Origin of the sequence: Enterococcus sp. 12C11_DIV0727, from assembly GCF_002148425.2 — a bacterium.
GTDB lineage: Bacteria > Bacillota > Bacilli > Lactobacillales > Enterococcaceae > Enterococcus_L > Enterococcus_L lemimoniae.
This window is the reverse complement of the sequence record NZ_CP147248.1, coordinates 2,817,545-2,834,212: the sequence shown is the minus strand read 5'-3', so window position 1 is coordinate 2,834,212 and position 16,668 is coordinate 2,817,545. Positions and strand designations below refer to the sequence as shown.

Genomic DNA, 16,668 nt, shown 5'->3' with positions numbered 1-16,668 from the left:
ACATTGAATATGAGCGTTTTTAAGTTTATTGTAACTAACTTGATGATTTATTTTGTGGGTTGTTGGCTTTTATCTATTGTTTGGTTTAACATGCTTAGCAATTCACTAGTAAGGTAGCTACGCTCCCTTTAGTCGCCTAGTATTGTTCATCATCTGCTCTGCAACACTTTATGATTGTCAGCCGTTCGATTAATAAAGTGGTCGACTTCTATTTGTCATTTAGTTTAACACGTTTGGTGATTCACTAGTGATGAAACTTCGCTCCCTTGGTCGCTGGCTTCTATTTGTTATTAGCATTATAGCGTTTGGTGATTCACTAGTAATGAAACTTCGCTCCCTTTGGTCGCCAAGTACTGTTCATCATCCACTCTGGCGGAGCCAGTCGTGGTGATTCACAGCAAAACGGCGCCACTAATTTTCATTAGTAGCGCCGCCTCGTTTACTCCATCAAGCTTTTCTTGATTGCTTCGACTTTATCTGTCTGCTCCCAAGATAGTTCAATGTCTGTACGACCAAAATGACCATATGCTGCCGTTTGTTTGTAGATTGGACGGCGTAGGTCAAGCATTTCAATTATTCCTGCTGGACGCAGGTCAAAGTTTTCTCTAACAGCTTTAATCAATTTGCTTTCTGGCACATTGCTTGTCCCGAAAGTATTGATTGAAATGGATACGGGTTGTGCTACACCAATCGCATAAGCCAATTGAACTTCAACTTTTTCAGCTAAACCAGCTGCAACGATATTTTTAGCAATGTATCGAGCGGCATAGCTTGCAGAACGATCGACTTTCGTCGCATCTTTTCCTGAAAAAGCACCACCACCATGACGCGCATAACCGCCGTAAGTATCTACAATGATCTTACGTCCAGTTAACCCGGCATCACCTTGAGGTCCACCAATAACAAAACGGCCAGTAGGGTTAATAAAATATTTTGTTTCTTCATCTAGTAAATCTGCTGGGATCACTTCTTCAATAACGAATTTTTTTACGTCTGCTTGAATCTGCTCCAGCGTAGCTTCTTCATCATGTTGTGTACTGATCACGACTGTATCCACACGTTGTGGTTTGCCATTTTCATCATATTCTACCGTTACTTGAGATTTTGCATCTGGACGTAAATAAGGAAGTTTTTCTTCTTTACGTAATTGTGCTAAACGGCGCACAAGTTTATGACTCAACGAAATCGGTAAAGGTATTAGTTCTGGTGTCTCATCCACCGCAAAACCAAACATCAAGCCTTGATCTCCAGCGCCAATATCATCTTTAGCATCTTTGTCACCACGTGTTTCCAGCGCATCATCTACACCTTGTGCAATATCTGGTGATTGCTCATCGATTGCTACAAGAACTGCAACAGTATCACCATCAAAACCATATTTAGCACGAGTATAGCCAATATCTTTCAGTGTTTGACGAACGACTTTTTGGATATCTACATAGGCTGTAGTAGAAATTTCTCCAAAAACTAAAACTAAACCAGTTGTAACGCTTGTTTCACATGCCACACGGGCTTTTGGATCTTGTTCCAAAATCGCATCTAGTATTGCGTCACTCACTTGATCGGCAACTTTGTCTGGATGTCCTTCAGAAACGGATTCTGATGTAAATAAATGTCTCTCTGTCATAATATATTCCCCCTAGTTATATTCGGTTACAAGGCATCTTTATTTCGTTTATTGAAGCATCACATATGCTCTCAAATAATGCGAAACAAATCCTTTCGGGAACTTGTAACATTCCCAGTATAACAGATATTGAAAGAAAAAACTTGCTTTTTAACTGACTTTATTTTGTAACAAAAAAACATCTAACATTCACTAGAATATCAGATGCTTTTTCTATCATCATTTCACTCGCTGTAGTTTATGAAGCGGCAATACTCTCATTTCAACTTTTCCGATGATTTCTTTTTCATCTACCAGCTGATAGTACCTACTATCTGTTGCATAAGGGCGATTGTCGCCTAGAACAAGATACTTACCTTTAGGGATCGTTGGCCTTCCCGACAGTGATTTTAGCGTAAAATCTTCCGTATAGAGCATTCCATCTTGTTCAAACTGATTTTTGTAATCATCGATAAAGGATTCATCTTTTTCTTGCTCGTCAATAAATAATTGGCCATTCTTATAATATAAACTTTCGCCAGGTTGGCCAATAATTCTACGAATTGATTTATCTTTCGACTTTGGTACTTTAAGATAGACAAGATCAAAACGTTTAATTTTAGATAATTTGTTTACAACAACAACTTCTCCATCATCCAGCGTATCACTCATAGAATATCCTTCTACTTTAGCAAAGGAAAAGGTAAAAAGAGAAAGTACGGATAAAATTCCTATCGTTACCAAGAGAGTCAATACGATTTCAAAAAAAAGTATTTTCGTTTTTCTAAGTTTTTTTTTTTGTTTATTTACTTTCTTATGTTTTCGTTTAGCAGGTCGTACATTCTTTTTTTGAGACTTCATCTTTTTAACTGGTTGCGTCTTTTTGCCTGCTGCTGGCTTTCTTTGTTCTGACTTCCTTTTGACTGCTCGATTCTTTTGTTTATGAGTGGTCTTTTTCATGAAATCACCAAACTATTTTTTATTTACCAACGCATTTTTATTGATATTAAAGTAACGAACAACTTCCTCATGGTTTTTCTTAGCAGCTGCTAAATCTGTTTCAAATTCATTTAAAAGCGTCTCATTTTTAAAGAAATCATTTGATTGAGAAGACAAATTAATGCCTAATTCTTTCATTGATTTATAATATTTATTTAATTTTTTTTGGCCGGCTTCACTATTTCTGATTGTCGCTTTATAAATACCATAACTAGAAAATTGTCCTGCTAATAATTTAATATTTTTCCCTGATTTAACATCGTTTTCTGTAGTTTTTGCTGTTTTTAGTTCTTTTTCTAAGTTATCCATCAAGTAAAACCCTTGAACCACTGCTTTGGAATCTTTCTGACTCAAATGCATCGCTTGATAATACAAAGAATAACCTGCACCAAATCCAGAGAATAAAAAGACTATAACTAATGTAATTCCCCAGTTACGCTGCTTTTTGATCTTCTTCATAAGGTCTCTAACTTTACGCTTCTTCTGCTTACGTTTTTTCTTACTGACTTTTGCTCTTTTCACTATCTTTAAAGCCTTTTTCGTTTGAGCCATCAGATAAAAAGAAATACCTGAGAATACTAATCCGATACTGGCTAGAGACAAAGAAATAATAAAAAACCAATCTAATATCGTCATTTCTTTACCTCCTCACTATCTATCTTTAGTTATTTTCTTGGTTTCTTTTTTCTTACTTGTTTTTTCTTTGCCTGTTTCTTTTTACTGATTGCTCTAATTACTAAGAAAATGATCACGGCTAATCCCACAATTCCACCGACGATCCCTGCAATTAATTTCCAGTTAAATGTTTGAACGTCTTCTAAACCAGCATCTTGATTATTGAATTTATCTGCTTCTTCATCTGTAATTTTAAATTTCTCATCCCAGTTCCATTTTCTATCTCCAGCTGTCACAAGGATTTTCGCGCGATAATTTCCAGCAACCATGCGATCCCCTTCCATACTTACAGGAAAATTGATCAATGAATTTGGCGCCATTCTCATGCCAGAACGTTTTGTTTCATATAAGACTTCATCACTATCTTCTTTCATGATTTGTACCTGTGTTGTCATGTTTTCTAAATAGGCTGCTTCAACGTTCGAAAAATTGACAAAAAAAGTATTCCTAAAATTATTTAAATCAGCAGAAACTTTATTTAATTCCAAATTTGGCTGTACTTCTTTATCTGATTCAGTAAGGATCATCCCAATCACATATGCGTATTTATTGATAACCCCTGTTTTCTTTGGATCATTTTTCTTTTCTTTTTCCACTTTTTGAAGCTGAATTCCGCCAGCAATCATCCCATCGAATGAAGCTTCTGGCATATTGATTTCTATGTCGATATCTTGTTCACCATTTGCCGGTACTTTTACTGTCTCTGGTGCTGTAACGATTTTTTCAAAATCGTACTTCAGTGACTTATCTTTTTTTATCGTCGTCGGGCCATACTCGACAACTCCGTTAGCATTTGTTTTTGTACTATTGAGCTTCACAGAAACTTCAATTTCTTCTGAAGCTAAATTCTTGATTTTAATCTTAACAGTTTGCTTTTGAGCAGGTGTCATTCTTAAATCAAAATAACCTGCACCTGTGTCCCTTTGATTATCCGGCTTGATTGTTTCATATGTAAATCCAGTTGCGTTACCGCTACTGTTATCTTCTGCATGGACCGTAAATGGCAGAAGTACTGCTATGATAGCTGCTACTAACAAAAATAATAGATTTTTTTTCTTCATTAATATCCCTCTCTTAAAAAAGCAGAAACAGAAGAATTGTTTGCTTCTGTTTCGCCATTCAGTTTGAATCATTACTAATTAAAATATTCGTAATAATCCAATTTAGTTTCGTGTGACTTATTGTGCAGGAGTGTCTGGCACTTCAGCAATTGACCAAGTGATTTCAGCTGTATACGTATCAGCTAATAATATATTTGTGTTCGGCACAGTTAATTTGACAGATTCAGCAGTTGTATCTGCAGTTCCGTCACCGTATTGACCAAATTCGATTGTGTAAGTTCCGATACCTTTAGAAGCATCTTTATTTTCTAAAACTTTTACTGAATCTCCAGCGCCTGTTCCAGCTGCATCAGCTGCTAATTTAAATCCTGCAACTGTAGTTGCTGGCCATTGAGCTGCTGGGTCTTTAGACGTAATTACTGCATTTGAGTAGTCAATTGTTGCCCCTTTCAAGAAAGTACTTGCGCTTGTACCAGCTGTAAATTGTTTTGTTAATTGTGCACTTACTGTATATTTATGGTTAGCAGTACCACGAACATCAGTGAACTGTACGAAGTTACCACGAGTGATGTCTCCATCAGCATTTTTTGCTGGGATAGCTGCTGCAAAGTATTCAGGGTTTGATGCAAAAGCTTTTACTTTATCTGTACCAAAGTTTAGTTCAGTTACAGCATCGATACTAAATGAACCACGATCTGGGTTAACGATGATTGGTTCTTTTGGATCTACGATTGGTTTTGTTGGATCTTCTGGATCAACAACATCTTTAGGATCATTGTCTTCAGTAAAAGTCATTGTTCCTTTTGCTGCTTGTGATTTTGCTTCGGCGTTTGCACCTGCTGGTAAGGCTAAGCTTGCTCCGATTACTGCTAATAATGCTACTGAACATAATGTTTTTGTTTTCATGTGTAATTCCTCCTAATATTGTGTGTGCTTTTGTGTGCTTTATTTATGGCAACTCGGCTAATATCCAAGTTAACACCGTAGTATAAGGTACTGGGTCAACCATAGTTGTTCCAGGGATAGACAATGACACTGCTTTGTTTTGATAGACAGGTTTTTGATCAAAGATTGGATCAAGCACTGATTGACCATCTTTATTCAATCTTGGCTCCAAAGTATTCTTTTGATTGCTTTTGTTTTCACCTGATGCACCAAACGAAATTGACCAAGTTCCGCTGCCATGTCCAGAACTAGCTTGAGCTAAATTATATGACGCTCCTATATTGTCTATGTTGATGATTTCTTTTGACAGTTGCGGCGCTTCACTAAGATCTTTGGTAGAATTCACCCAAGAATTATCTAATGAAAGCATTGCGCCTTTGATTTCTTTGTTTTTTGTACCATTGTTTGTAAATTGCATTTCTTGTCGAAGTTGTAAAGTCCAACCAGTTGGCTTTTGTCTCAAGTCAGTAATCTGAATAAAGTTCCCTCTAGCCTTAGTTGCACCAAAAAAGTTTTGAGCATTAGCATAATAAACTTCATCTTTATCAGAAATTTTATTCTGGTAAAAGTCTAACTTCGGTACAAAATCAATTCTTAAATCGCCTTCTAATTTAGGTGATTCTCCAGGATCAACAGTTACTTCCGGATTTTCAGGATCTACGATATTTTGAGGATATTCTCCTTCAAATTTAATCGTTCCAGGACCACTTATTGATCCTGCTTCCGCATAAGCAGAACTACATGTACCTACCATTGAGGAAAGTACTGCAAGCGGTATAATGAGCGCTGAAACTACGTTACATTTTCTCATTGATCATCCCGCCCTTCATGTTCTTTCTTACGTTTCCAGAAAAACAGAACTAAGCCAATTACGATTAAAGCAATACCAGTAACTACAAAGCTTTTCTTAACCATCTCACCTGTACTTGGATAACGTCCAACTGGTTTTACCACTTTAGGTTCACTAGTTGACGGTTCGGGACCAGATGAAGGTTCTACTGAGCTTGAAGGTTCTGTTGATGAGCTTTCCTCATAAAAGCTGATCACACCATTAGTTTGAACTTCTCCTCCATTTGCCTTAGCCGCCGCATTTAATGGATAAACGATTGCCAATGCAAAGGCAAAGGAGATGATCATAGATCTGATTATTTTTTTCATTAATACAAAATCTCCTTTACGCTTACGGAGTATCGCCCAGTTCCCATAATATTTCACCTTGGTAAGTGCCTAATGTTTTTACATCTTGAGCTGAAGTTTCAAATTTAAAGCCGTCACCAGATTCAGACCATGTATCACTAATGTTATACGTTGTTTCAGCTGTTGAAGCATTAGCCGCTTGAGTCATGATATCCTGTGCACCACCATTCAAGGTAATCTCATTGTTTTTATAAACATATTTGAGTGCACCATCCAATGTATATGCTGGAATATCAGGGTTTGTACTAGTCATCGGTGTTGTCATTTTTGCAGTCAAAGACCAACCTTTTTTATTCGCTCGACTATCTTTTACAACTAAGTCCGCACCATGATGCTGCGCTGTATTAATACGGGTAGTCTTACCTTGATACTTTACACTTCCAAAATCTATCTCTGTCGGTGCTGAAGCTAACTCCAAAACACCAAAGACTGTTCCACCAGGATTGTCAGCCTTTTTGGAAGTTGCACTATACGTTTCATGTTTAGCATCAGGATCATTTGGGCCTTCAACAAATGTCTCTTCTCTTGGTGAGTCCCCTATCACAGAAGCTGTATTGCTAATAACTGTTCCCACAGCCGAAGAAGAAACTTGAGCTTTAAAAGTGACCACAGACGAAGCACCTGTTGCTAAATCTCCTAGTTTCACTGTTAACACTCTTGAATCTGCATCATAAGTGTAATCCTTTGGTGTTTCGGCAACAACGCCATCAATCTTAACTTCAGCTGTTGCTGGATCAAAATCTAATCCCGCTGGAATTGTATCGGTTACTACAGTATTTGACCAAAGCGTTGTATATGACGCTTCTTTGTTGTTTTTAGCTGTTAATGTATACGTCAATGTGTCACCCACTTGTGTAGTAGCGCCCCCAGAAGAAATAACTGTTTTTTCCATTAAAGGTTTATCAGGAAGGACATCTTCCACTGTATACTTTGTTGCAGCTTTAAATGTTGCATCACGATATTTTAACTCCGTCGCTGGATTGATATTTCCATTGTCACTATTTGTTGATGGGGCTGCCGGATCAAGAGTCTCTGTTATTTTACCAGCATTATCTTCTAAGAAAATCTGGATGGTCTCACCTGTATTTAAGTATCTAGGTAAGTTATAAGTCCAAGTACCATCAGCATTTACTTTTCCAACATTTGTTTGACGTGTACCATTGATATCAACATAGATTTTGGCATTTGCCTCAGCATCTTTACCACTTAATTGCTTCATTCCGTTAGTAACTTTTCCGCCTTCCACAATAGCAGGGTCTGGTGGTGTAACATCCAAAACTGGTGTAGTTGGATCAGTTTCAGCGATCCATGGACCTCTGACAGCATGTGCCTTGATTTCTTTGTTGGTAATATTAAATTTTGTATCTGTCATTATTGCATAGCCTTGTGCGTCCGTGGACACAGTATGAGTTTCCCCATAAGTATCTGTATACGTTACCTGTGCTTGACCAGCTGCGGCATAAACAGGTTGTAAAATAACATTACCATTTTCATCAAAACTATCTGTTGGTGTCATTCCAATTTTTACTCTTGCCTTGTAGGTTTTGTCTGCATCAGTTACAGGAACCCATTCGATTTCAGGATTTGCATTCATACCAGCAATTCGACGATATTGGGTTGCTACAAAAGTAGCTAATCCAGGTTCTGTAGTTGTAACATTAGACGCACCACCATTGGCTTTTGCTGAAAATCCTTCAACTTTAGCATATGTTTGCTGAGATGGCCCCATTAATTCAGACCTTAATGTCCATAAATCAATATCCGAATCATTAATTGTCAAAATATTAGTTGCGATATTGGTGGTCGAAAGAGCTGGACTATTACTTGCAGTCCCTGTATTTTTGTTTCGAATATCAAAACCTTTTGGTGAATTCATCGTAAATGTTTTATTAGAACCTCCTGTGATATCAACAACAGGGCTTGTTGTTGAACCAACAATATAGATACTACCACCTGGTTCTAAATTAAAGGAAGAATTATTTGTGCTAAACTGCATAACTGAACCACTACCACGACTGAGTAAGTTTACTGTTGCATCCTTTTTTACAGTCATAGAGGAACCTGTGTTATCAAAACGAACTGAATTTCCATTCATATTAGAATTGTAAATAGAATTTTCTCCCACAGTTAAATCAGAATAATAAGAATAAACTGCTGGATAGGCTGTTCCATTCGTAGAATTCTTCAAAACTACCTGAGCATGTTTCCCTATCTGAAATTTCTGCGCAGCTCCTGTGTCAGTACCGCTTGAATTTTGTTCAAACCAAATCACTGAATAGTTTGATCCGGTATCTTCACCATACCAATTTGTTCCATCCTCAATGATCATGCTTCCTGCATAAAAGTTTTCTGAGGTAGTAATCAAATTCAGCTTCCCATAAACAGTTATCTCTCCACGTGTTCCTCGAATCAAACGAATAACGCGTTGGCCATTTTCACGAACTGTATTAATATTTCCGGTTCGATAATACCAATTTTGGGAGTAAGGTGTTCCGTTTGTGGCATTGACAAAAGCCCACATATTTCCTCCAAGACCGTTTCCTTCATTTGCAGAATTTTTAGCAGTCATATCATGAAAATGAAAGAAGCCAATCCCATCTGTAGGTCGCGCTGCCATTCTCAGCGTATCACTGTTCATATCCAATATGAAGCCTCCACCATCGATTTCGATGGATGTTTGACGAAGGGCTAAATTAGTAGTTCTACTAATATCAGCAGTCATGATGATTTTAGTAACCGTTTGGTCATCATACGCTGCTTTAAATTCAGCCCAAGTGCCTACTGTTTTAACATTAGTTAGGGGATTGAACCCAAATCTAGTATTTGCCGCATCATTTGCAGCTGCAATTTCTTCTGGTGTTGCTGAAACAGGTCCAGTAGTTTTGGCTCTTGTTTGAGCAAGTCTTGAAGTTTGGATTGGTAATAATCTTTCTTGAAGAGAAGTATCTTCTAAAGAGCCTAATCCATCATCAAACGTGGTACTACTTGATACTAATTTCGTATTTTCGGTATCAGATAGTGTTACCTTTCCCTCTTTAGACTGATTTAGCCGACTAACTGAAAAGTTTATTTTTAAAGGAGTAGTACTAGCTTTCGTAGTAATGAGTTTTACCATAGCATCTTCAGTATTATCTATTGATATATTCGACTTTTGATCATCAGAAATACCATTTAAAAGTTCCTCAACGGTTACTTCATTGACACCTTCAAAAGTAAGCTTTAATCGTTCATCAGCAGGCTCAGAAATCGTTATTGTTACAGGAACTTTTCCTGATTCATTGATTGTTTCCATTTTAATAGCATATTTTTCTTCTGCTGCTTTCATCAAGGTAATGTTATTCAGCACTATGACAGAAAAAATACTTGCGAATAAAACAAGCCCTAAAATGATATAAGACTTTTTTCCGATTTTCATATATTCTCATCTCCTCCCCAAAGCATTTTTTGCACGTTTGTCTTAAGAGAACGTACAATCTATTTCTATTTTCCTTGCCAATTGTTTACTTTTTTGATACATTCACAATACGTAGGAAAATTAGTGTTCAACTTTTGTTTATTGTTCCATTGAGAATGACTGTTCTCTAACTGGACCTTTCAACAGAACACTGATTTTCTCTTTTTTGTTTATGCTAAACAGTTGGCTTGAAAAAGAGAAAACTTTATTCATTTGTTTTTGTCACCGTCATTGCCTTAAGGACAACCGCCATGACAGATCTTACTTAAAATTCATTCTATGAATTTTTCTTATAGTGCTAACTTGTAACCTTTGGAACGTACTGTTTTAATAAATTTAGGATGTGCCGCATCGGTTTCGATTTTTTGTCTTAAGTGAAAAATCAAATTAGACACGCGATACTGTTTGTCAGCCCCTTCGTTTTCCCAAACATTTCTATAAATATCTTCATACGAAACTGCAATGCCTTGCTGTGTTTGTAAAAACTCAATTGTTTTGAACTCTAATTTTGTTAAGTTGATTTCTTTCCCATTCAATAAGACACTAAAATTACATGGACGTAATTGGAGTTCCGTAGTATCACATTCACTTTTTACTGTCTTTTCCATAGTTGAAAATGTCTGATTATATCTATTAAATGCATTTATCATTAAGAGTTTATGTTCTTCTGAGTCCGATTTGTTATCTAGTATTCCATCAACACCAAGTTGCAAATAAACAATATGATTCATTTTATTCATACGTTCTGAAATCACCCAAACAAACGGATTAGATTGTTTCTTTAATAGAATGATTGATTCACAAATTACACCAATATTGTGCATATATTTTTCATTAATAATAATTCCATCGTAATTTGCTATTGTTTCAGCTACTTCTTCTTTGTTGATTGGATGCACATTTAGCTGAGTACATTTCAACGAATCTATGTAATTTTGTTCATCTGCATTGTCTAGTATCACAAATCCTACGTTGTACATATGTTGTTCCCCTTTATTTTTTTGTTGTCTAATCAGCATTCCTTACTATCCTTTATAATTTTCATGTAAAAAGTTTTAAATTCGATATAAAATACATATAAATACGATATATTTAAGAAACTAAAATAAGTTTAATCTATTTCATTTGCTAAGTCTATACAATTAACATCTTTTATTTATCATATTTTTGATAAATAACACAAATATTTGAGAATCATGTGAATCAATTTTAGCTTGCTGTTTGTTTTATATTATCTATTAAGTAAAATAGCTATTTATAATATCGTTTAATGATTACTTCCTATTTAAATGGATGTGTTATAATAATTACAAAGGAGCGAGATAATGAATAGAAAAAAGAAGCTTGATAACCTTATGACCCTTTTTGGTGATGAAAAAAAATTTATTATAGATGGTTATTATCGCCTTAGAACGATTGATGACGATACAATAGAGTTAGCCTATTTGGTAGCTGGCCCTTGTGGTGACTCAATTGCTCATCCTAAAATTATAGTATCTCTCATAAAATCGGCGCCAATTGGAACAAAATTGATTGATATGCATTCTTCTCCACCACTATTGTTAACAAGAAATGATGATAATACCGCTGAAATAGACCGAGCTTTAGATACTCTAATTCAAAAATTCGAGTCCTCACTTTGTAAACAAAAAAATACCAAGATGAACTAAATGATCATCTTGGTATTTAATATACTATCAAATAAAAAATTTAAAATTACAATATAAAAAAATAAAAATTAATTATTAATTATTTCTATGCCGATTCTGTCAACTACACTATTTTATTTCAAAAAAATAATACTTATTCAATAACCGTTTCTATCTACATTTTATGTACACTATGTGCACTTTGAATACCACCGCAAGCCTCTTTACATGCTTGATTGATCAATCTAAATGAACTCTCCGTACGGTTCAATCCGTGTGTGTATTTAAATTCATCGATCACTTCACATTTGTCATTTAAAGCTTCTAGCCAAAAGTAGATTCCTTCTTTATAGGTATCTAAACCTTCTAACAAAATTTTTGTTGCTTCTTTTTCGCCATAAAATACTAAGTTTTTTCTGAAACTTGCTTCTTCTATAAAGAACCGATTAACATTATTTCGGCAAAATATATAAGTATCTTTCCCTCTTCTATTAATAGCTTGACTACAGCTGTTCTCTTGGACTTCCTTAGAAATGGCATTAAAAATCTCATTGTAGACTTCAACTCGTTGCATTACTGACAAAATCATATCTGTATAACTGAACATAATGCTCTCTCCTCCCATAACTAAGCAGCTAAAACCGCTGACTTATGTTCATTATAGTATCTCTCAATCTCTTATATCAAGTAATATGCTATTAAAACGAAGTTTTTTTGTCATTTTTTTCATTCCTATGTCAATTTTTTTTCGACTTTAAACAAAAAAAACAGCCCATCCCCCAGTGTTTACAAGGGATTTGCGCTGTTTTTATTTTTTTTTCATCATTTGTACAAGATTATTTTTTATATTATTTTATAAACTTGATCTATTATTATTGCCTAAAAATAGTTAGTTCATATTTTTTTACACGAAGTGTCTTACTAGGAGAATTATACACATTAATCCATTTAGATAAAACAATAATGCTCAAAAAATAATCATTATCGTTTATTTTTGTTTATAGTGTTACTAAAAGATGGCTGATCTTTATTTCTCAAATATTATGACTTGAAAATTCTTTTGCTGATCATTCTATTCCCATGGCATCTAAAGCTGTTCACTCCGGGCAGCATTCCATTTTTCTGCTTGTTGATCGATATTCTTAATAAATTCATCTTTACCAGCACTATATGATTCAATATCCTCTGGAAATTTATTGGCTAATTCTATTTTTAGTTGACTGTAGGTTTTTGCAGCCTCCACATGGCTATTCATAAAGTCTCTAAATAACAAATGCCGTAAAATTTCTGGATTTCCATCTTGAAAAATATGGAGATGGTGACTTCTATTATCTCCACCTTTACTGAAAAAACGTCGACCTAAAAGACCATTTTCACCTAGACACTCATATCCGTTTTTAGTCATCACCTGATTGTAATTGTCGATGTTTTGAATCTTTTTCACAACTAATAAGATGTCGATAACAGGTTTTGCTTGGATATTTTTGATTGCTGTACTGCCAATATGATGGATAGCGATTATTTGCTTCGTAAAAATTTCTTCTAAGAGGCTTTTTTCTTGTTCAAATTGCTTTAACCAAATTTTCTGAGGTGGTATCACCTCAATTTTTCTACTCATTCCTATCACCTCATTTCTTATCATTTAATTCATTGATTTGTTCCTGTAGTTCTCCTAACAGCTCAATCTGCATGTTCTGCATTTGTACTAAGTGTTGCCATTGGCTATCGATCAAATAATCCATTTTTTCATGTAGTAAATTGACTTCTATTTCTGATTTCAAATTGATTTGATAATCGTTATTTGCTTCGGCCCGATCCCTTTGCTCTTGCCTATTTTGACTCATCATGATAATCGGTGCTTGGATTGCAGCTAAGCAAGATAACGCTAAATTAAGTAAAATATAGGGATATGGATCAAATGGTTTAAAAAAAATCATTGTAGAATTAATGATGATCCAGGTAGCTAATACTATGATAAAAATGAAAATAAACGGCCAACTTCCACCAAACTTCGCAATCCCATCTGCCATTTTTTGCCCAGTTGTCAGCTTTTTTTCTGCTGGAGGATTTAGTTTATCGGTAATCGTAGTGTTTTCTTTAATACTTTTAACGATTGTTTCATTTAGTTCTTCCATTTTTCCTGAATCAGTTGATATCATCTGTTTTATGTAATCTAATCGATAGTTTAGTAGCTCAGGAAAAGTAATTTTTGAATCGACAGTTAGATCTGGACGTATCTTAAGAATAAAAAAACGAATTTCTTCTTCTACATTTTTTAGCAGTATTGTGTTGTTATGATTTTGCTTTGTCATCTGTCTCTACTCCTTTATATTTACTTATAAACCTATCATACCTTGTTCTGCCGGTTCCATACATTAATTTGACCAAAAAAAGCCTTTCTTTTTGAAAGACTTTTTTTGGTTAGATTATTTTGTTTCTTTATAAACGTTTTTTAGTGTCAACGGTGCTGCAAAAGTATGATAATTCAACCCTTTGACTTGTTCACCCTGTAAAACAGATTGCTGATTTTGGCTGATAATTATCATTCCTGCCGTATTTTCAATGCCTTCTTTTTCAGCTGCAATCAGTGTTTCCCAACGTTTTTCTAAATCAGTAGCGTATTTTTGTGAAGCATCATCTAATAACTCGTCATATTTCGCATTTGAATAATTACGATCGTTTCCTGTCCGCAGCATATTCAATGTTGAAATTGGGTCTTGATAATCTGGTGTCCAATAAATCAAGAACATATCGTAGTCACTTTCTCGGCTAAGATTCAATGCTGTCTCCGTAGGTAACGCTGTAACATTGATCGTTAATCCTGAAAATAGTTTTTCTAGACTTCCTTGAAGACTTTCACCCATTTTTTTATACGAGCCATCATCTGTGATCATTAAATCTAAAGTAATGTTATCTCCTAATTCTTTTTTGGCTAATTCCCAATATTTTAGGGCCTCCTCTTTATTGTACATCATCAAATCGCCAGCTTCTTTTCTGAAATCCACACCTGTTTCAGGATTGCTGACAAACCCTTCAGTAACTGCACCATATAGCGGCTTTGAACCATCTGCGATAATATTATTGACTAAGTTTTCTTTATCGATTCCAAGAGCTAAAGCTTTTCTTAGGTTTTCATTTTCTAGCGGCGTATCTTTGTCCTTGCGTTTTTGATTTAACCGAATATAGTTCATCGTTGCAGTTGGATAGGAGTGATAATCAGGATTGCTTTGATTTTGTTTGGCAAGTTCACCTGTAACTGTTGCCACATCCAGCTGTCCATCTTCAAATAAATTCAACGCAGTCGATGCTTCTTTGACTACCTCATAATGGATTTTATCAGATTTCACATTTGACTGATCCCAATATTTTTCGTTTTTCTTTAGATCCCAGTTCAAGTCAGTTTGTTTCCAATTTTCTACAACAAATGGGCCATTATAAACAACGTTCTCACTAGTTGTTCCGTAGTCTGCACCCATTTTCTCAACAAATTTTTGATTTTGCGGGAAAAAAGTTGGAAAAGCAAGAACTGAAGTGAAATATGGTTTTGCTTCTTTTAATTTTACTTCCAACGTGTGATTGTCAAGGGCTTTTACACCAAGCTCAGCTACCGGCTTGTTACCAGCGGAGATCTCTTCCGCATTTAAGATCGTATCAACCACTAAAAAGCTATAAACGAACCCATTTTTAGGATCGATCATTTTTTTCCAAGCATATTCAAAATCTGCAGCTGTTACAGGGTCATCATTGCTCCACTTGGCATCATCTCTTAATTTGATTGTATACGTTTTACCATCCTCAGAAATTTCTGGCAGTGCTTTTGCGGCTGCTGGAATTAATTGATCTTTATCATCTAATGCGTACAAACCTTCAAACGCTGCTGTTTGCACGATCGCATCTGGAAAATCTAGCATTACGGATGTATCTAATGTCGTCAGCTCTGAAGGCGACATTAAATTTAATGGTTTTGTTTCCTGTGTTTCTTTTGTTTTTGTACTGCCTGAACATCCCGAAACGAACATCACGACTAATGTTAGTCCAATGAACGGTTTAATTACTTTTTTCATACGCTTCTCCCTTATGTTTTATTATAGGCGCTCAACTAACATCCAAACGACAACTGCCGCTTGTTCCCCGTCATTATAGTTGATATGTCCTTCTCCTGCTTCTATCAGTTGGGCATCTCCAGGTTTACCTACCAGATCCTGACCGTCTTCTAAAATAGTGTGTGCTTCGCCTGAGACCACATAAGAATATTCATCTTGATCGTGTCTAGCGAATCCTTCTAATGGTCTTTTCTCCCCTGGCTGTAAGATTACCACACCCATCTGAACATTTTCATTTGGTTGATTTTCTGCATCAAAGAAAATCGTCATTTCTTGAGGCAATGAGGGCTTGATAAGCATTTGTTAAAGTCACTCCTTTGTTGGTTTTATAGGTGATTTTATCTATTATTGCCTTATCTACAAGATATGTCAATGATATTTTTGAAAATTCTGACATTTTATTTTTTTTATTGTATTGCGAATAAAAAAAGTGAGAATCATTCAGCAAAACAAATGATTCCTCCTTTTTTCAATCCCAATAGCCTTGATGAACAGCGGCTGCCGCTTGCTCAACTTCTGGAAATGGCCCAATAATTTGAATATTTTTTTGCCCGTGACTTAGTATTTCTTTTGATGGTAAATCAAAGGTTGGGTTTTGTTCATTATCACCCGTTAATTCTAATAACCGTTTTTCGGTCATTGCGTACACGATTGAACCGATATTTCCCCAGTAGATTGCTCCTGTGCACATTGCACAAGGCTCTGCTGTTGTATACAAAGTACACTCCCATAGAAATTCTTTGCTGTACTTTTGAGAAGCTTTTGCTGCTAGCGTTGTCTCAGCATGACCTGTACAGATTTTTTCTGTGATTTCGATATTTTCCTGCTCTAAAAGAATATTCCCCTCTTTATCTGCCAATAATGCACCAAAAGGCGTATTTCCATGTTCACGAGCATTTTGCGAAATTTCAATACAACGGTTCAATAATTCAACGTGCTGATTTTTTGTCGTCATAAGTCCCTCTTCTTACTAGTTAGT

16 protein-coding genes and 1 riboswitch are annotated in these 16,668 nt (G+C 35.5%); of the genes, 1 reads left to right on the top strand and 15 read right to left on the bottom strand.

What is annotated here, in order from left to right; translation table 11 throughout:
- Positions 1–439: 439 nt before the first annotated feature.
- From metK to A5866_RS13435, 9 genes are all read right to left on the bottom strand, one after another.
- Positions 440–1,627 carry a methionine adenosyltransferase gene (gene metK, locus A5866_RS13475; protein ID WP_086445133.1) on the bottom strand — a complete coding sequence of 396 codons (1,188 nt, stop codon included), beginning with the start codon at positions 1,625–1,627 and terminating at the stop codon, positions 440–442.
- Positions 1,625–1,741: riboswitch (SMK box riboswitch) on the bottom strand. (Overlaps the previous gene by 3 nt.)
- 105 nt (positions 1,742–1,846) lie before the next feature.
- Positions 1,847–2,467, bottom strand: a complete 621-nt coding sequence (lepB, locus tag A5866_RS13470) for a signal peptidase I (RefSeq protein ID WP_254907644.1) — start codon at positions 2,465–2,467, stop codon at positions 1,847–1,849.
- Positions 2,468–2,578: 111 nt separating this feature from the next.
- Positions 2,579–3,241, bottom strand: coding sequence for a hypothetical protein (locus A5866_RS13465; RefSeq protein WP_086281750.1), 663 nt, complete (start codon positions 3,239–3,241; stop codon positions 2,579–2,581).
- A 29-nt stretch (positions 3,242–3,270) separates the two neighbouring features.
- Complete coding sequence (locus A5866_RS13460; RefSeq protein WP_086281749.1) at positions 3,271–4,341, bottom strand: DUF916 and DUF3324 domain-containing protein; 1,071 nt, start codon at positions 4,339–4,341, stop codon at positions 3,271–3,273.
- Positions 4,342–4,458: 117 nt separating this feature from the next.
- On the bottom strand, positions 4,459–5,247 hold the full coding sequence (locus tag A5866_RS13455; RefSeq protein ID WP_086281748.1) for a WxL domain-containing protein: 789 nt from the start codon (positions 5,245–5,247) through the stop codon (positions 4,459–4,461).
- 43 nt (positions 5,248–5,290) lie between these two features.
- The gene (locus A5866_RS13450) at positions 5,291–6,097 is read right to left on the bottom strand and encodes a WxL domain-containing protein (protein ID WP_086281747.1); all 807 of its coding nucleotides are present in this window, start codon (positions 6,095–6,097) and stop codon (positions 5,291–5,293) included.
- Positions 6,094–6,444 carry an LPXTG cell wall anchor domain-containing protein gene (locus A5866_RS13445; protein WP_086281746.1) on the bottom strand — a complete coding sequence of 117 codons (351 nt, stop codon included), beginning with the start codon at positions 6,442–6,444 and terminating at the stop codon, positions 6,094–6,096. Before A5866_RS13445 ends, A5866_RS13450 begins: the two co-directional genes overlap by 4 nt.
- Before the next feature lie 22 nt (positions 6,445–6,466).
- Positions 6,467–9,898 carry an isopeptide-forming domain-containing fimbrial protein gene (locus tag A5866_RS13440; protein ID WP_086445134.1) on the bottom strand — a complete coding sequence of 1,144 codons (3,432 nt, stop codon included), beginning with the start codon at positions 9,896–9,898 and terminating at the stop codon, positions 6,467–6,469.
- Between the two features lie 329 nt (positions 9,899–10,227).
- A complete protein-coding gene (locus tag A5866_RS13435) occupies positions 10,228–10,956 on the bottom strand; it encodes a winged helix-turn-helix domain-containing protein (RefSeq protein ID WP_254907605.1) in 729 nt (242 codons plus the stop codon).
- Between the two features lie 306 nt (positions 10,957–11,262).
- Here A5866_RS13435 and A5866_RS13430 point away from each other — a divergent pair, with 306 nt between their 5' ends.
- Positions 11,263–11,607 carry a hypothetical protein gene (locus tag A5866_RS13430; RefSeq protein ID WP_086445135.1) on the top strand — a complete coding sequence of 115 codons (345 nt, stop codon included), beginning with the start codon at positions 11,263–11,265 and terminating at the stop codon, positions 11,605–11,607.
- 154 nt (positions 11,608–11,761) lie between these two features.
- On the opposite strand, the gene A5866_RS13425 is transcribed toward A5866_RS13430, so the two are convergent.
- From A5866_RS13425 to A5866_RS13400, 6 genes are all read right to left on the bottom strand, one after another.
- Positions 11,762–12,193, bottom strand: a complete 432-nt coding sequence (locus A5866_RS13425) for a hypothetical protein (RefSeq protein WP_086445136.1) — start codon at positions 12,191–12,193, stop codon at positions 11,762–11,764.
- Positions 12,194–12,673: 480 nt separating this feature from the next.
- Entirely contained in the window at positions 12,674–13,204 is a 531-nt protein-coding gene (locus A5866_RS13420) for a GrpB family protein (protein WP_086445137.1), read from the bottom strand.
- A 10-nt stretch (positions 13,205–13,214) separates the two neighbouring features.
- A complete protein-coding gene (locus A5866_RS13415; RefSeq protein ID WP_086281740.1) occupies positions 13,215–13,898 on the bottom strand; it encodes a DUF1003 domain-containing protein in 684 nt (227 codons plus the stop codon).
- A gap of 114 nt (positions 13,899–14,012) precedes the next feature.
- Complete coding sequence (locus A5866_RS13410; protein WP_086445138.1) at positions 14,013–15,650, bottom strand: peptide ABC transporter substrate-binding protein; 1,638 nt, start codon at positions 15,648–15,650, stop codon at positions 14,013–14,015.
- 21 nt (positions 15,651–15,671) lie between these two features.
- A complete protein-coding gene (locus tag A5866_RS13405) occupies positions 15,672–15,989 on the bottom strand; it encodes a cupin domain-containing protein (protein ID WP_176271353.1) in 318 nt (105 codons plus the stop codon).
- A gap of 169 nt (positions 15,990–16,158) precedes the next feature.
- Complete coding sequence (locus A5866_RS13400) at positions 16,159–16,644, bottom strand: nucleoside deaminase (protein ID WP_086281738.1); 486 nt, start codon at positions 16,642–16,644, stop codon at positions 16,159–16,161.
- Between the last annotated feature and the right edge of the window lie 24 nt (positions 16,645–16,668).

Excerpts from the sequence above, each read along its gene's own strand:
- metK (WP_086445133.1), bottom strand. The coding sequence starts at position 1,627 with ATGACAGAGAGACATTTATTTACATCAGAATCCGTTTCTGAAGGACAT.
- lepB (WP_254907644.1), bottom strand. The coding sequence starts at position 2,467 with ATGAAGTCTCAAAAAAAGAATGTACGACCTGCTAAACGAAAACATAAG.
- A5866_RS13465 (WP_086281750.1), bottom strand. The coding sequence starts at position 3,241 with ATGACGATATTAGATTGGTTTTTTATTATTTCTTTGTCTCTAGCCAGT.
- A5866_RS13460 (WP_086281749.1), bottom strand. The coding sequence starts at position 4,341 with ATGAAGAAAAAAAATCTATTATTTTTGTTAGTAGCAGCTATCATAGCA.
- A5866_RS13455 (WP_086281748.1), bottom strand. The coding sequence starts at position 5,247 with ATGAAAACAAAAACATTATGTTCAGTAGCATTATTAGCAGTAATCGGA.
- A5866_RS13450 (WP_086281747.1), bottom strand. The coding sequence starts at position 6,097 with ATGAGAAAATGTAACGTAGTTTCAGCGCTCATTATACCGCTTGCAGTA.
- A5866_RS13445 (WP_086281746.1), bottom strand. The coding sequence starts at position 6,444 with ATGAAAAAAATAATCAGATCTATGATCATCTCCTTTGCCTTTGCATTG.
- A5866_RS13440 (WP_086445134.1), bottom strand. The coding sequence starts at position 9,898 with ATGAAAATCGGAAAAAAGTCTTATATCATTTTAGGGCTTGTTTTATTC.
- A5866_RS13435 (WP_254907605.1), bottom strand. The coding sequence starts at position 10,956 with ATGCTGATTAGACAACAAAAAAATAAAGGGGAACAACATATGTACAAC.
- A5866_RS13430 (WP_086445135.1), top strand. The coding sequence starts at position 11,263 with ATGAATAGAAAAAAGAAGCTTGATAACCTTATGACCCTTTTTGGTGAT.
- A5866_RS13425 (WP_086445136.1), bottom strand. The coding sequence starts at position 12,193 with ATGTTCAGTTATACAGATATGATTTTGTCAGTAATGCAACGAGTTGAA.
- A5866_RS13420 (WP_086445137.1), bottom strand. The coding sequence starts at position 13,204 with ATGAGTAGAAAAATTGAGGTGATACCACCTCAGAAAATTTGGTTAAAG.
- A5866_RS13415 (WP_086281740.1), bottom strand. The coding sequence starts at position 13,898 with ATGACAAAGCAAAATCATAACAACACAATACTGCTAAAAAATGTAGAA.
- A5866_RS13410 (WP_086445138.1), bottom strand. The coding sequence starts at position 15,650 with ATGAAAAAAGTAATTAAACCGTTCATTGGACTAACATTAGTCGTGATG.
- A5866_RS13405 (WP_176271353.1), bottom strand. The coding sequence starts at position 15,989 with ATGCTTATCAAGCCCTCATTGCCTCAAGAAATGACGATTTTCTTTGAT.
- A5866_RS13400 (WP_086281738.1), bottom strand. The coding sequence starts at position 16,644 with ATGACGACAAAAAATCAGCACGTTGAATTATTGAACCGTTGTATTGAA.